Below are 14,151 nucleotides of genomic sequence, written 5' to 3'. Positions count from 1 at the left end.
ACTAGTAGTCGATCCACTCGCTTCGTGCCTGCTCCCCGAGACGGATGTACTCGCGCTCGTCGGAGAAGCTCACCGGGGTGATGTCGGCGGTCAGACGGGAGTGGAGGAACTCGTCGGGTTCCTCGTCGGAGTAATCGATGTCGGTCCGGCCCGGCACGAGCTGGTCGCCGACGTCGTGGATCAGCCGTCGCTGGACGGACTTTTCGACCGTCGCACTGAGCACGTACCGAGCCGCCCACGGATTCGGAGCCTCCCGGTTTATTGACAGGTGATCGTTGTTCATCTGGTCCCAGACGCCGTCGACGAAGACGGCCTCGATCGTGTGCTCCGGAATGAACTGGGTGAGGGTGTTGTTGAAGTTGTAGAACATCAATGGGCTGCGCCCCTCGGCGACCGCTCGTGCCGCGGACGTGTGGGAGTCGGCACCCCTGAACTCCACGTGGTCAAGGAGTCGCTCGACCCACTCTTGCGGCTCGATCCCGAGCTGGTTCGCGTGGTATCCGACGATCCACCCGATCTGTGAGGCGACCAGATAGCCGGGAAGTAGCACCTCGATCCCCTCGTACTGATCGTCGAACAGGTCGTTGTACGAGCTGGGCCGATCGAGCCCCCGTTCCTCGAACACTTCGGGATTGATCGGCATCGCGGAGGATGGCCCGCCGTTGAACGCCGTCGCGAACCACGAGTGGACGTACCGGTCCGGATACTCCTCGTCGACGCTGAACCAGAAGTTCTCGTCGACCCCGTGTTCGAACCAGCGCTCGGCCTCCTCGGAGCCGTTCTCGTGGACCATGTTGATCAGATCCGACGGCTGGGACATGAGATCCGCCTGGTCCCGGTCTGCCTGTCGCTCCTGGATGATCCGCTGGGAGATCTCGCCGCCGTCGCTGACGAACGCTTCCAGTTCGAGACCGGTTCCGAACTCGTCGTTTATCACCTCGATCAGCTGCTCCCACACCTCGACCTCGCCGAGGGAGGCGTACAGCGTCACCGTCGTGTCGTCGTCGACGTAGTCGGCGAGCTCCTCGGTCGTCCACGGTGGCTCCGGCTCCTCGGCCCCGCCGGCCCCGCCGGTCCCGCCCGTCACGGTCCCCGTGTCGTCACCGAGACACCCTGCGAGCCCGCCCGCGAGCGCTGCGCCGCCGGACGCGAGGACGGCCCGCCGGGTTCTGCCGTTCGCTTCGACCGTCGAACCGAGTTCGCGCATTGGATCGTCCATTCTTGATTATACGATCTTCGTAATAGGGAATGTCATTGGGTGTGGAAAATACAGCTTTTTATAACTTCGGTGGGAGTCGGGCGAGCCTCAGGAATCGCTCTCGACCGTCGTTTTAACGTTCCCGAAGTACCGGTCGACGTCGGACTCGACGACGCGACGGAGGATCCCCGGCGTCAACGAACCGGTGCCGCCGGTGAACGTCAGATACGCCTCGTAGGACAGTTCGATGACGTCGTCGTCGGTCTCCGTCAGTTCCATCGCCGCCGTCCCGCCGAACTCCGAGGCGGTTCGGGAGTCGTAGGCCGTCCCCTCCGCGAGGATCCAGTTCGGTTCGTTCATCTCGACGAGTTCGATGTTCCCGGAGATGGAGATCGTGAGGCGGGTTATTCCCCGAGTGATCTCGACTTCGTACTCCCGGTCGGAGACGCGTTCGACTGACTCGGCACCGGGAATGCAGGTCGCGAGAACCGCCGGGTCCGAGACGTTCCGCCAGAGCTCCGCTTTGGTCGTCGCTATCCGCTCGGTTCCGGTGAACTCGAGTTCCGTTCCGGCCGACGTGTCGTTAGCTTTCATGATGAGTTTGTTAGACGTGTGGAGTGAGTGGGGGGTATCCCGGATCGCTGCGACTACTCGGTGACCTCGAACGTGAAGTGTAACGCCGGCAGCGACCGAACCGGATGGTTCTCGCGGTACGAGAGGTGTGCCTTCTGCTCGAAGTCCGGAAGGTCCTCTTGGGTCTCGAAGAACGACGGGTACACGTCGATGAAGTGATAGCCGGGCTCCCCGGTCGCTTGGATGATCGTCCGGACGATCCCCTCGCCGTGCTTCTCCATGTCGACGCCGCAGACGTAGCCGAGCGGACGGTTGTCGTACACGAAGAAGTACGCGTTCTCGTAGGTCGGCCAGCCGATGCCGGTCAGTTCGATCTCGATGTCGGTGCCGACTGGACCCTTCTGCGGGGAGACGTCGACGATGTCCGGCTGCATCACGAACCCGGTCACCGCGACCTCGTGGCCGTCGACGGCCGCGGTGATGGGTCGCGTCGCGCCCATCCCCCGCGGAATCGTCACGTCGATCTCGAACGCTCCGTCCTCGTCGGTCGTCACCGACGGCAGCAGATCCGGGAGCGGCTCCGGCGTGATCGGGTTGCCCGCGACGCGGTTACCGACGTGCGTATACCAGATCAGGTCCACCTCCGTGTCGGCCGGAAACTCCCGCCCGACGATCGTCGCTTCCGTCCCGGGCTGCCCGGACGTCGGCGTGATCTCGAGTGTCGCGTCGGTGGCCTCGTCGAGCTCCGGATAGTGAGCCGTAAGCGGCGTCTCGTCCTCCAGTGAGTCCATCCACGTCGTCTCCGGCTCCGATTCGAGCTCCGTGACCTCGACGGTCCACGACGACTGTCGCTCGTCGCCGACCGGACCGAACGGCGACTGCGTGTTGTTCTGTAAGAACGGCACGCCCCGCAGGTTGCGCCACACCTGGATCACGTGTTCGCCCGGCTCGTCGATCGCCCTGATATCGGCGGTCGCCGTTCCGCGGTTCAACGTCCCGGTCATGAACCCGACCATCCCGTTGTCCCACGCGAGTTGGTAGTTGTTCGTGATCATGTTGGGGCCGAGCCCGTACCCCGTGACCGTGAACGTCTCCCCAACCGGCGCACTCGTGCGGTCGATCTCGAACCACGGCTTGATCGTAACCTTCGTCCGTGCCTGCGGGACGCCGTCGATCGTCCGCAGCTCGATCCGGTGTTCACCGCCGTAGTCCTCCTTTACGGTCCACTCCTCGGAGAACCGTCCGGCGCTGTCGGTGGTGACCGTCGCTATCGACTCGCTTCGGGGTTTGAACTGAGGGCCGACGACCTCGTTGCCGCCGAGGACTCCCCAGCTCCCGATCGCCGAGTGCCAGATGACCTCGTATATCTCGTTGGCGTCGAGGTCACGGCCCGTCAGCGTGACCGTGTCGCCCACGTACGTCTCCGTTTCGCTGACCTCGAACTTCGACTGGTCGTCGTCGTCGCCACGGCGTCGTGAGAGCCGGTCTCGAAGCTCGTTAGAGAGGCTTCCATCTCCGGACATACCCGACGGTTGCGGTCCATCGTCCCTCCATGCTCCGGTTCATATTCCAGCCTTTTATACATCGGACAGAGCCGCGCCGGATCGACTACGGTAACGCCGACCCGCCCTCAGAGAGCGGCGACGGCAGCCGGAGCCCCTCGAACTGGTCGAGACCCTGCACGTTCATCACCAGCTTCACCCGGTCGGTGACCGGGACTCCGACGCAGGTCAGGCGGGCGTTCATCCCGGCGACCTGCTCGTCAGAGAGCACGTGATTGCCCGGCATGGCGACGTCGCCCGATTTGACCAGCACCGCGCAGTTCGCACACGCACCGCCGCGACAGGCGTACGGCCACGAGAGGTTGCGATTCTCTGCGGCTTCGAGGATCGTCTCGCCCGGCTCGACGAGGATCCGACCGAACACGCTCGGATCGAGACCGGCTTTGGACGCCTTCTCGAACAGGTCGTCGTCGTCGATCGCCCAGCCGTGCTCGTCGATGGCCGTGTAATCCAGGTACTCGACGCGGGACTCGGTTCGACGCACGACCGGTGCCGTGTCGCGCTGGCTGTACCGATCGACCACGACCGCGGCCTGCTCGATCGGCTCCGACTCCAGGTCGTCGAACCACTGTCGGATCGTCTCCGGAGCCAGTCCGTAGCCGTCCGCGAGCTCCTCGAAGGAGACGCCCTCGGCCTCCGCGATCGTGACGACGGGCCGAGAGTCGAGCGCCGACAGCCAGTCGCGTATCTCTCCGTCCGAGAGGTCGTACCAGTCGGCGAGATCGCCGACGTCGACGCCCTCCTCGTGGGCGATCGCGATCATCAACCACCGTGCAGTCGATCGATCGCGGACGTGATCGAGCCACTCGCGAAGCTCGTCCGCCGTGAGCGCTGTCGAGTTCGTCATACGTCGACGGTTCACATGGACCGGATAAAACGTTCGGGGGGTACTCCCACGAGATGGGGAGACCGTCGAGCACCCTGCCGTCCCCGGAACCCCTTTGAACGCTCCCGCCAACCGTTGAATCATGATCGACGAGACGGTCGCCGAGATCCGGGCGATGCAGACACACAGCACGTCGGTGGTCGCCGTGAAGGCGACGCAGGCGCTCGGAGAACTGCTCGAGCGCGAGTACATCACCGTCGACGAGTTCGAGCGCGACCTCGAACACAACGCGGGCGTGTTGCGCCGGTCGAACCCCTCCCACGCCGCGCTCCACAACGCCTTACGCGAGGTCGAGCGCTCCGTCGTCGGCGAGGCGACGACCGTCGAGGGGGTCAAACAGCTGCTGGAGGACACGATCGACCGCGTCGTCGAGCACGTCGAGACGTCGAAGGCGGCGGCGGCGGCCAACGCCGCCGAGCGGATCGGCGACGGCGACACGCTCTTGGTCCACGACTACTCGACGACGGTGCTGGAGTCGATCGAGACCGCAGCGATGGACGGAAAGCACCTGACGGTGTACGTGACGGAGGCTCGTCCGCGAACCCTCGGTCGCAAGACCGCGCGGGCGCTCGCGGCGATAGACCGCGTCGACACTCGCATGGTCGTCGACAGCGCGATGGGGTACGCGCTCCGCGGCTGCGACCGCGTCCTCCTCGGGATCACCTGTATCACCGGCGGCACGTACTACAACCGGATCGGCACGTTCCCGCTCGTCGTCACCGCGCGGGAGCTGGGGATCCCCGTTACGGTGGTCGGCTCGGGCGCGAAGCGGATCGAGGAGTTCCGCTTCGAGAACGAGTTCCGCGACGCCGTCGAGGTGATGCGTGAACCCCTCGAGAACGTCACCATCGAGAACCCCAGCTACGACGCGACCCCGATCGGGATGATCGACACCGTGATCACCGACGACGGCGTCGAAGAGCTGTAAGGCGGCACGAGGCGGTTGCGACGCGGATCACACAGCGGAGTGCCGAAGTCTCTCACCGTTTTCGCACGTTTTCTGCAGCTTCGGCGACGATCTCGTCGACGATGTCCGCAAGCGGCAGGTGTTCAGCGAACGCGGTCGCGAGCGTCTCGAAGTAGCTCTCCGGGAGGCGGGCCTGATCGACGTCATACGTTTTGGTCGTGTAATCTCTCATCTGGCCCATGTTCGTGATACCTGCCTCATCGAGTACCGGATCGAGACGCTCTTGCCACCGGTCGCTGTTGTACAGTTGGTTAAATTCGTCACGCGTATCCACGCTCGTGGGACAGCGGAGAAGAAACGTGAGTCTCCCGCGGCTAAACGACTCCTCGTTCCGAATAAGGTGAATGAAATGGAGACGCACACCGTGGTTGCCGTGAGTGTCGTCGGGATCGAGCGTCGGTTCGAGCCGTGAATCATCGAGATACCAACCGTCCTTGAAGAGGATCCCCCAATCTCCGTAATCGGGTCGAGTATGCCACTCGTCCGTCCAGAGTTCCTCATCGACGTGACGCTTGAACAGTTCCGGCCAGTCCTCGATGGAACGCTGGCGGAGTGATTCGGCACCCTCGAGAAGTGCGTCGATATCGTCTCTGTACTCGCTGAGTAGCTGTACCTTCTCTTTTTGAATCGCCGTGAAATCGTCGTCTTCCATGTGTGTCACCTGTGTTACCGTCGAGAGGAACTCCCGAAGTTGGCTGACGCTCCGTTCAGGATAGCGGCCGTGCGAACGTGAGAGAACCGACTCGAACGCCTCGACGACATGCTTCCAGTAGAGGTCTTCGAACGCGTCGGCGTCCGAGTCGGGGCTGTATTCCTTGGAGAGGAACACGTACTGTTGGCCCGCATCCGGATACTTTTCTTTCAGTTCATCGCCGATATGGTCGTCGCTCACATATCGAACCGTCTGTTGATCTCCTTCAGTTGCATCGACCTTTGATTCGATACACAGGAACCACTCATCCGACGCACGGAGAACGATATCCAGTCGGTTGTTTGCTGGTGACGTGACCTCCGTCTCGACCTCGATACCCTCGAGATGCCGATGGTAGTACGTGAACGGTCGGTCGGATGCTCTCTGAACGGTATCGAGGAACGCTTTCAGCAGATCGATTCCGAAGCCGTGTGGTTGACTCGGATCGAGAAAATACGCCAAGAGCGTGTTCCAAGTCCGCTCAGACCTCGTCGAGCCGAGAATTCGAAGCATCGACTTTGGCGGCTCGGATACCTCCGGTAGTGCGTTCCGTGCGGTGCGTAGCTCACGGAACCGTTCCTCCAGTGTTCCGCTTGTCGACATCATCGCACGATTGGGTCGATACGGTATAAATCCATACCAGCGATCGACGACGCGTAGTGACACCGCTTCGCCGTTCATCGATCGAAACGTACCGACGTTCACGGCTCTCCGACCCGCACGCTTTTGCACGCCGCTCACGCATGTCCGAGCATGCAACGGGGTCGACGAAAACCCGACTGGCTGAAGTCCCGCCCACCGTCGGGGAGTCAGTTCACGGCGATCACGGAGACGCTCCGCGACCGGAACCTCCATACCGTCTGTGAGGAGGCGAACTGCCCGAACATGGGCGAGTGCTGGTCCGGGAACGACGGGCCGGGGACGGCGACGTTCATGCTCATGGGCGAGCGCTGCTCGCGCGGCTGTAACTTCTGTGACGTCGAGACCGGCGGAATGGAACCCCTCGATCCCGACGAGCCCGCGAACGTCGCCGACGCGGTCGACGAGATCGGGCTCGACTACGTCGTCCTCACGTCGGTCGACCGCGACGACCTCGCTGACGGCGGCTCCGAGCACTTCGCGGAGACGATCCGCGAGATCAAGCGCCGCGATCCGGGAATCCTCGTCGAGACGCTCATCCCCGACTTCGAGGGCGACCCCGAGGCAATCGGTCGGATCATCGACGCCGGGCCGGACGTGATCGCCCACAACGTGGAGACGGTCGAACGGCTCCAGTGGCCGGTTCGCGACCGGCGCGCGAGCTACGAGCAGTCGCTCGCCGTCCTCGATCAGGTCGATCGAGAGTCGGACGTGTACACGAAAACGAGCGTGATGCTCGGCGTCGGCGAGTACGACCACGAGGTGTACCGGACGCTCGGCGACCTCCGTGAGGTCGGCGTCGACGTCGTCACGTTCGGGCAGTATCTCCAGCCGTCGCGGTCGCATCTGGACGTGTTCGAGTACGTCCACCCCGACACGTTCGACGTGTGGCGCGCGGTCGCCGAACGGGAGTTCGACTTCCTCTACTGTGCGTCCGGACCGATGGTTCGATCGTCGTACAAGGCGGGCGAACTGTTCGTCGAGGCGCTGCTTCGCGAGGGGCGCTCCCCGAAGGAGGCCCGCCGGCGAGCCCGGGCAGCCGGCGGCGACTGAGCGGGCGGCGACTGAGCGGGCGGCGCTCGCGAAGACGCCGTCGAGGAGCATCGAAGGGCCACACAGGCCCCCGAATCAGTCCGTTCGCGGGATCGCGTACGCGCCGGCGGCGAGGAAGACGACCGCCAGCGCGGAGAGCACGGTGAGGTCACCGACCCATGCACCGGGTTCGTAGGTGATCGCTCGGGTGCCGCGCGCGAAGTACGTCAGCGGCGAGGCAGCGACCGCCGGCAGGAACCACTCGGGCAACAGTTCGGGCGGAACGAACGTCTCCGAGAGGAAAAGCAGGGGGAGCGCCACCGTGTTGCTGGCGGCGATGACCCCGTCCTGTGAGTCGGCGAGCGCACCCAGCACGGCTCCGAACCCGCAAAACAGCGCGACGCCGACGGCGACGAAGACGGGCAGCGCCGCGAGCGCCGGCGAAACGATCGGCTCCGCGTCCGTCACGGCGACGACGAGTGCCAGGATGAGCAGGCTCGCCGCGCCGATGATCCCGACGTTGACGAGCGTGTGTGCGATCAGCCACTCGACCCGCGTCAGCGGCGTCGTCGCGAGCTTCTCGAACCGGCCGCCGTCGCGGTGGCGAGCGATCTCCGACCCGACCCGCGAGAGCGGCGTGAAGAGGACGACGACCGCGAGGTATCCCGGGAGGTAGTAACCCGCCGGCTCCGCGAACAGTCCGCCGCCCGTCGGCTGGGTCCGGACCAGCGCGCCGAAGATGACGACCAGTATCACCGGAAAGAAGAACGTGAAAAACACCGCGGTACGCCGGCGGAGGAACGACCGCGCCGACGCCGTCGCCTCGGACCGGATCCGGCCGACGCGACTCATCGGTCGGACGCCCCCGCGGGAGTCGACGGCTCGTCGATCGGGTGCGCATCCGGCGTCGGGACCGACCGATCGGTTCTGCCTCCCGACCGCTCGTGACTTCCGTCCGCTCGGGGCGTGTACTCCTCACCGGTAAGCCGAAGGTACACGTCCTCCAACGAGGGTTCGCTCCACGTCAGCGACTCGAACGCGACGCCGACCGCCTCCAGCGCGTCGACGGCCGCACCGATCTCCTCCGGACGTACGCCGACGATCCGGAGCCCGTCTTCGGTCGCTTCGACGTCGACGTCCCCGCCCACGCCGTCCGCGATCCGATCGACCGCCTCGTCGGTCGCGGCCGCCTCGAGCGTCACGTCCAGCCGAGGACGCCCCCCGTGTTCGGCGATCAACTCCGCCGGTTCGCCGACGGCGACGACGCGACCGTCGCGAAGCAGGGCGACCCGGTCGGCCAGTCGCTCCACCTCGTCCATCGCGTGGCTCGTGAGGAACACCGTCGTTCCCGTCTCGGCCAGTCGTTCGACCAAGCGGTGTAGCGATCGGCGACCGGCGGGGTCGATGCCCGTCGTCGGCTCGTCCAGAAAGAGCAGTTCCGGGTCGTTGACCAGTGCGGTCGCGACGCAGGCCCGCCGCTTCTGTCCGCCCGAGAGCGTCTCGTACCACGCGTCCGCGTCCCCGTCGAGCCCGACGTCTCGGATGACGCCCGCGACGTCGCGGGCATCGTCGTACAGACCGCCGTAGTACGCAACCAGTTCGCGGGCAGTGAGTCGCTCGGGCGGGTCGAACGACTGCGGAAGCAGACCGATCCGTGCGGGGTCGACGTCGCGAGGCTCGGAGCCGAACACCCGCACGTCTCCCTCGAACGCCGTCGTCCCGGTGAGCGCACGGACCAGCGTCGTCTTTCCGGCCCCGTTCGGTCCGATGAGACCGAACACCTCACCGACCCCCACCGAGAGATCGACGCCGTCGAGCGCGACCACGTCACCGTACGATCGACGAACGCCGTCGGCGACGACGGCGGGTTCCGCCCGCTCGTTCCGTGTCGTCCCGTCGGCCGTGCCGGCCGCGGGTGCGTCCGCGGCCGTCGTCTCGTTCATACCGGGGATCGGCGGTCGCCGCGCGTAAGCGTTCCTCTTCGACGCGGGACCCGCAGGCCCGGTGGATCCGATCGATGACGGAACGGGACCAACGAATGAGGACGAGACGAGACAGTACGTGAGGCGTATCGGAAGCGAGTGTCGACAGAGCGGCGAGAAGGATTCAGTTCGCGGCGTCCGGGTCGTCGGTGAGTGCGTCACGCAGCTCGCGGCTGACCGGGATGAACACCCAGAACGTGAGCGCACCGAGGATCATCAACCAGAAGAAGGCGTCACCTGCGAGCAGGCCGATCTCGTCGTACACGCTGTTTACACCCTCCGGCTCGCCGACCAGTTGGGCGACGATGTAGTACGAGGGCGTCCGGTACCACCCGGCGAAGGTGATCCATCCGAGACCGCCCAGAGTGAACAGGGTCAACCCCTTCATGAACTCGTCTGCCATTAGCGGATCATTCGCTGGAGTCCTCTTGAGGCTTTCCCATTCCCTGGGCGCGAAAACGCGTTCCGAGAACGTACACCGCCGTTCCGAAGAGGATACACGCGATCCCGACGGTCGCCAGCAGCGCCGCCAGCACGTCCTCCGCGAACGCGAGACCCACGGTGCCGAGGACGTACACCACGGTCGTCCGAACGAAGCTGATCTGGAGCGTCGCCGCGTCGACGAGCGTGAACCCGACGAGAAACAGGACCACCGTGATGAGCGTCGAGAACACCGTGACCGTCTTGTAGAGTCGTAGCGGGACGACGATCTCTCTGCGACCGCCTTCGGACCGCAGGCCGGTCGGTTCGGGCTCGACGTCGCCGTCGATCGTGTCGTCGCCGTCGATCGTGCCGTTGTCGTCGATCGTACCGTCGTCGTCGCCCGGGACGGGACGGTCGTCCGAAGCGGCGTTGCGACTCGGATCGGTCAGTGCGGCACCGTCGTGGGGCTCGGAGCGTGTCATGCGAAAGCGGAGCAGCCGCGAACGGTCGTCGGGGCGTTACTTCGGCGGCCGCAGCATGTAGTACCGCCGGTTGAGGTCGTACATGTATCCCTCACGCATCGTCTTCAACACGGCGTACGTGATGATCCCCGCGACGACGGGCAACATGAACGTGAGCGTGACGATGAGCTCCAGTTCCATGGGGAAGAAGTTCTGGATCGCCAGGGCCGCGAGCGTGAACGAAAGCACCACGCCACCCATCCCGATCGCCGCCCAGAACGGCTCCTCGACGGGACGACGGGCGCTTCCCTTGTTGAGGAACGGGACCAGCGTGATGGCTCCGAACACGACGCCGTGTGCGACGATTCCGAGGAACTCGTTGGACATGACGATGTTCCCGCCGAGGACGGCCAAGTCCGGGTTAAGCGGGTCGAGCTTCAGCAGTCCGAACGACCAGTACAGGTACCAGTCCGGCAGGATGATCGCGGGCGTCGAGCCGGGATTCGCAGGGCTCCCGAAGTGCGGCGGCATCAGTGCGGACACGAGGACGATGATCCCGACGAAGAAGCTCGTGATCGCGAGGTTACGGATCGTTTCGTGGGGCCATGCGGGAAAGCCCAGCACGTCGCGCTCGACGTACGTCGACTCCGTACGGAGGTCCTCGTCCTCGCGGCGGGAGCGCTCGAAGTACTGATAGGTGAGCCGCGAGAGCCCCTGCGAGCGCTCCTTGCGCTCGCTCCAGGTCGGGGTTTCGTCGTCCGGCGGGATCGTCGCCGGCGGTCCCCCGTCGGTCATCGCCCGCTCCGCGTCGTCGTTCGAGTCGGTGGGTGTGGTGTCGGTCGTCATTGGATTAGTGCGGCTCCGCGATCCCCTGCACCCAGACGATGCCGACGTGGAGCGCGATGAGCGCGGTCACCACGAACGGCAACACGAACACGTGCAGGATGTACATTCTCACGAGCGTCGCTTGCCCGAGCGTGAACCCGCCGAACAGGAGCTGTGCCGCCCACTCACCGACCAACGGGGTCGCGAGGGCCATCTCGACGCCGATCTGTGCCGCCCAGAAGGACAGCTGCTTCCACGGCAGGACGTAGCCGGAGAACCCGAACAGCAACGTCAGGCCGATGAGAACGATTCCGAGGATCCAGTTGACCTCTCGGGGCTCCTTGTACGCGCCGGTGAAGTAGACGCGCAGCATGTGGAGGAACACCGCCGCCACCATGATCTGGGCCGACCAGCGGTGGATCGACCGGAGCATGAACCCGAACTGCACGTCCTGCATGATCATGACGAGCGAGTCGTACGCGGCCGTGGGGTCACCCTGTGCGACGGCACCCGCCGTCGACGGCGAGTAGTAGAACCCGAGCAGTGCGCCCGAGACCGCAGCAACGAGGTACGCGATGATCGAAAGCGATCCGAGCGAGTACAGCGGGTACCAGTACCAGAACTTGTTGTCCAGATCGTACTGTTCGGTGTGGCTCTTGGGCATCTGGAGGTTCGCGCGGTAGTACATCGTCTCCAGCAGTTCGAGGTAGTCGACGATGCGCAGTCGCTTGTCGAGCCAGATGAGCGTGGTGAGGAACGCGGTCTCGATGACCGTCAGATCCTGCTGTTTGAGCCACGCGTTGTGGTCCATCTCGTCGGTCTTTTTGAGGCTCATTGTGATATCACCGCTTATAGTACGGATACACCGCGCGTTTGACGGTGTCCCATGCGTCCCCTGTCTCGAGTTCCACGCCGTCCTTCTCGTCCTCTCGAACGTACAGGTCCTCCCACTTCCGGCGGCGCTTCTTGACGATCATGACGTCCGGCAGGAACTCCTTGCGGTACAACAGTAGGATAAAGGAAAGGTCGATGAACACGAGCGCGAGCAGCGCGCCGGTGTACATGTTCCCGAACTCGGTCGAGGCCCATCCGGACATCAGCCCGTACACGAAGACGAAGACGAAGACGACCTCGATAATGGTTAACAGAACGATCGCGATGGCGGCGGCAGTGCTCTCGCGGGCCGGCTCGTACCGGTGGATGTCGCCGTACGAGGAGCCACCGGAGCTCATTGGTTCCCTCCGTGACCGGTGTGTGCCGACTCGCCGTACTTGAGCATGTAGAACGTGAACACGAACGTCAACGCGATCCCGAGCATCGAGACGATGCCGACCCAGTGTGCGTGAATCGGGACGCCCCAGTGGCCGGGGTCCTCGGGCCAGCCGTCGTCCGGTCCGGGTTCAACGACCGGGACGTCGTCGCCGACGGCGACGGAACCGAACATGTTGACGCCGCGGTGAGGTTCACAGACGTAGCCGGTCATTCCCCCCTCCTCGAACGTGTACGAGTAGGTGTATCCTTCCTCGTCGATCGGGTCACCGCTGTCGACGTCCGTGTGGGTGTTCTCGAAGTCGGTGTTGTCCGCGTCGGCGACGACGTTGTGGGCACCGCCCTCGCCGGTCCACTCCCACGTAACCGTCGTTCCTTCGTCGATCCAGATCCCCGCGGGACTGAACGCGAGGTTCCCGCCGTTTCCGGATGCACCGACCTCGACCGTCACTTCGTCCTGGCCACGGAGGTCCTCGTATCCTCCGTCGATGCCATCGAGGTGCCCCCCGAAGTCGGGTGTCGCACCCTCCTGTGCGGCGACCGTTCCGGTCGCTACCGTGGAGGCACCGACCGCGGCCGTGGCACCGCCGGCCGTTCGCACGAATTCCCGCCGTTTCATACAACACATCGTCAGGACGGGTTGCGCTTAAACCCACCGACTAACGCCGATGGGTGGGAGCCGAGTAAACGCCCTGTATACGCTGATTTCGGGGTTTTTACCGCTGATCGCGTTTCTCGGAGTCGCCCTCGTTCCCGGTGGGGGTTGCGGGGCCCGTTCGGCGGTCTTCCGGACCCTCCGATCGTCCGCTCGAGACGGACTCGTCGTCGAGCGGCACGAACGCCGGACGCTCGTCGAGATCACGGAGCGTCCGCAGTCGGTTGCGGTACTCCTCGGCACGGAACCGGTCCGAGAGCCGGGCGTTCGCCACCATCACGAACAGGAACGCTCCGACGAGGAGAAACAGCAGCGCGATCGCGGGAGCGAAGATCGTCTCCACGCCGAGGAACAGCCACGCACCGAGCAGCGCCACGCCCGCGATCAGCTGGACCGCCGCGACGACCTGTATCATGAGGTTCCCGAACTCGCCGGAACCCTGTGGCACCGATTCGGGGGACGGGAGCGACCAGTCGTCCGGGGGCTCCGGCACGTCGTAGCTCTCCATCGCCGCGAGCGCGACGACGGGCTCGACGTCACGGAGGACGGTCCCCTGACCGGTCACGTCCCCGTTCGGTCGGACCATCGCGTAGCCCTCGTCGGAGTAGACGAGCACGCGCTCGGACCCGTCCTCGCGGACGCGTTCCAGGATCCCGAACAGCTCGCGGCGAGCGATCCGTGATTTCAACTCCGCTTCGACTCGATCGAGCAGCCGGTCGCCCGTGATCCACGTCTCCGGATCGAACACCGCGTCCCACTCCTCCGGGCTCATTCGAGCCATGTCGGAGGGACCGAAGTCGTCGAAGTCGTACTCCGACTCGACTCGCTTACGAAGCTCGTCGATGTCGGAGTCAGTGTCGGTCGGTGCCTCGGAGTCGACCGGGTCCTCGCCGCCACGTCGCTCGTCGACGGCATCGTCCGCGTCCGATCGCGTGGAGGCGTCGTCCGCGTCCGATCGCGTGGAGGCGTCGTCCATCGTTCGGTGGTA

General features: G+C 64.8%; 16 protein-coding genes. 2 read left to right on the top strand and 14 right to left on the bottom strand.

The features are described 5' to 3' along the window. Position 1 precedes the first annotated feature (1 nt). The 4 genes from ACNSN7_RS07765 to fer all read right to left on the bottom strand — a co-directional run bounded on the left by ACNSN7_RS07765 (position 2) and on the right by fer (position 4,180). Positions 2 to 1,207, bottom strand: coding sequence for a transporter (locus tag ACNSN7_RS07765; protein WP_418281707.1), 1,206 nt, complete (start codon positions 1,205 to 1,207; stop codon positions 2 to 4). A gap of 99 nt (positions 1,208 to 1,306) precedes the next feature. Next, on the bottom strand, positions 1,307 to 1,792 hold the full coding sequence (locus tag ACNSN7_RS07760) for an SRPBCC family protein (protein WP_418281706.1): 486 nt from the start codon (positions 1,790 to 1,792) through the stop codon (positions 1,307 to 1,309). 53 nt (positions 1,793 to 1,845) lie between these two features. Next, on the bottom strand, positions 1,846 to 3,294 hold the full coding sequence (locus tag ACNSN7_RS07755) for a hypothetical protein (protein ID WP_418281705.1): 1,449 nt from the start codon (positions 3,292 to 3,294) through the stop codon (positions 1,846 to 1,848). An 85-nt stretch (positions 3,295 to 3,379) separates the two neighbouring features. Then, positions 3,380 to 4,180 (bottom strand): ferredoxin Fer, encoded by an 801-nt coding sequence (fer, locus tag ACNSN7_RS07750; protein WP_418281704.1) that lies wholly within the window; start codon positions 4,178 to 4,180, stop codon positions 3,380 to 3,382. Between the two features lie 121 nt (positions 4,181 to 4,301). Here fer and ACNSN7_RS07745 point away from each other — a divergent pair, with 121 nt between their 5' ends. After that, positions 4,302 to 5,147, top strand: coding sequence for an eIF2B alpha/beta/delta subunit family protein (locus ACNSN7_RS07745; RefSeq protein ID WP_418281703.1), 846 nt, complete (start codon positions 4,302 to 4,304; stop codon positions 5,145 to 5,147). Positions 5,148 to 5,199: 52 nt separating this feature from the next. Here the strand turns inward: ACNSN7_RS07745 and ACNSN7_RS07740 are convergent, their stop codons facing one another. Then, positions 5,200 to 6,390, bottom strand: coding sequence for a PDDEXK-like family protein (locus tag ACNSN7_RS07740; RefSeq protein WP_418281745.1), 1,191 nt, complete (start codon positions 6,388 to 6,390; stop codon positions 5,200 to 5,202). A gap of 240 nt (positions 6,391 to 6,630) precedes the next feature. Here ACNSN7_RS07740 and lipA point away from each other — a divergent pair, with 240 nt between their 5' ends. Continuing rightward, entirely contained in the window at positions 6,631 to 7,569 is a 939-nt protein-coding gene (lipA, locus tag ACNSN7_RS07735; RefSeq protein WP_418281702.1) for a lipoyl synthase, read from the top strand. 75 nt (positions 7,570 to 7,644) lie between these two features. Here lipA and ACNSN7_RS07730 read toward each other — a convergent pair whose 3' ends face one another. The 9 genes from ACNSN7_RS07730 to ACNSN7_RS07690 all read right to left on the bottom strand — a co-directional run bounded on the left by ACNSN7_RS07730 (position 7,645) and on the right by ACNSN7_RS07690 (position 14,139). Next, a complete protein-coding gene (locus tag ACNSN7_RS07730) occupies positions 7,645 to 8,400 on the bottom strand; it encodes an ABC transporter permease (RefSeq protein ID WP_418281701.1) in 756 nt (251 codons plus the stop codon). After that, positions 8,397 to 9,491: an ABC transporter ATP-binding protein gene (locus tag ACNSN7_RS07725; protein WP_418281700.1), complete on the bottom strand. Its 1,095-nt coding sequence runs from the start codon at positions 9,489 to 9,491 to the stop codon at positions 8,397 to 8,399. Before ACNSN7_RS07725 ends, ACNSN7_RS07730 begins: the two co-directional genes overlap by 4 nt. Before the next feature lie 163 nt (positions 9,492 to 9,654). Further along, a complete protein-coding gene (locus ACNSN7_RS07720; RefSeq protein WP_418281699.1) occupies positions 9,655 to 9,933 on the bottom strand; it encodes a DUF7314 family protein in 279 nt (92 codons plus the stop codon). A 7-nt stretch (positions 9,934 to 9,940) separates the two neighbouring features. Continuing rightward, entirely contained in the window at positions 9,941 to 10,435 is a 495-nt protein-coding gene (locus tag ACNSN7_RS07715) for a DUF7315 family membrane protein (protein ID WP_418281698.1), read from the bottom strand. 36 nt (positions 10,436 to 10,471) lie between these two features. Beyond that, on the bottom strand, positions 10,472 to 11,260 hold the full coding sequence (locus tag ACNSN7_RS07710; RefSeq protein WP_418281697.1) for a cytochrome b family protein: 789 nt from the start codon (positions 11,258 to 11,260) through the stop codon (positions 10,472 to 10,474). 4 nt (positions 11,261 to 11,264) lie between these two features. After that, positions 11,265 to 12,074: a cytochrome b gene (locus ACNSN7_RS07705; protein WP_418281696.1), complete on the bottom strand. Its 810-nt coding sequence runs from the start codon at positions 12,072 to 12,074 to the stop codon at positions 11,265 to 11,267. Between the two features lie 7 nt (positions 12,075 to 12,081). After that, entirely contained in the window at positions 12,082 to 12,471 is a 390-nt protein-coding gene (locus ACNSN7_RS07700) for a DUF7318 family protein (RefSeq protein ID WP_418281695.1), read from the bottom strand. Continuing rightward, positions 12,468 to 13,127: a halocyanin domain-containing protein gene (locus tag ACNSN7_RS07695; RefSeq protein WP_418281694.1), complete on the bottom strand. Its 660-nt coding sequence runs from the start codon at positions 13,125 to 13,127 to the stop codon at positions 12,468 to 12,470. Before ACNSN7_RS07695 ends, ACNSN7_RS07700 begins: the two co-directional genes overlap by 4 nt. A 97-nt stretch (positions 13,128 to 13,224) precedes the next feature. Continuing rightward, positions 13,225 to 14,139, bottom strand: coding sequence for a DUF7319 domain-containing protein (locus ACNSN7_RS07690; protein ID WP_418281693.1), 915 nt, complete (start codon positions 14,137 to 14,139; stop codon positions 13,225 to 13,227). Positions 14,140 to 14,151: the final 12 nt, after the last annotated feature.

Origin of the sequence: Halorubrum rarum, from assembly GCF_048380895.1 — an archaeon.
GTDB lineage: Archaea > Halobacteriota > Halobacteria > Halobacteriales > Haloferacaceae > Halorubrum.
Note: the sequence above shows the minus strand (reverse complement) of the source record. Positions and strands in the feature narration are given on the sequence as shown.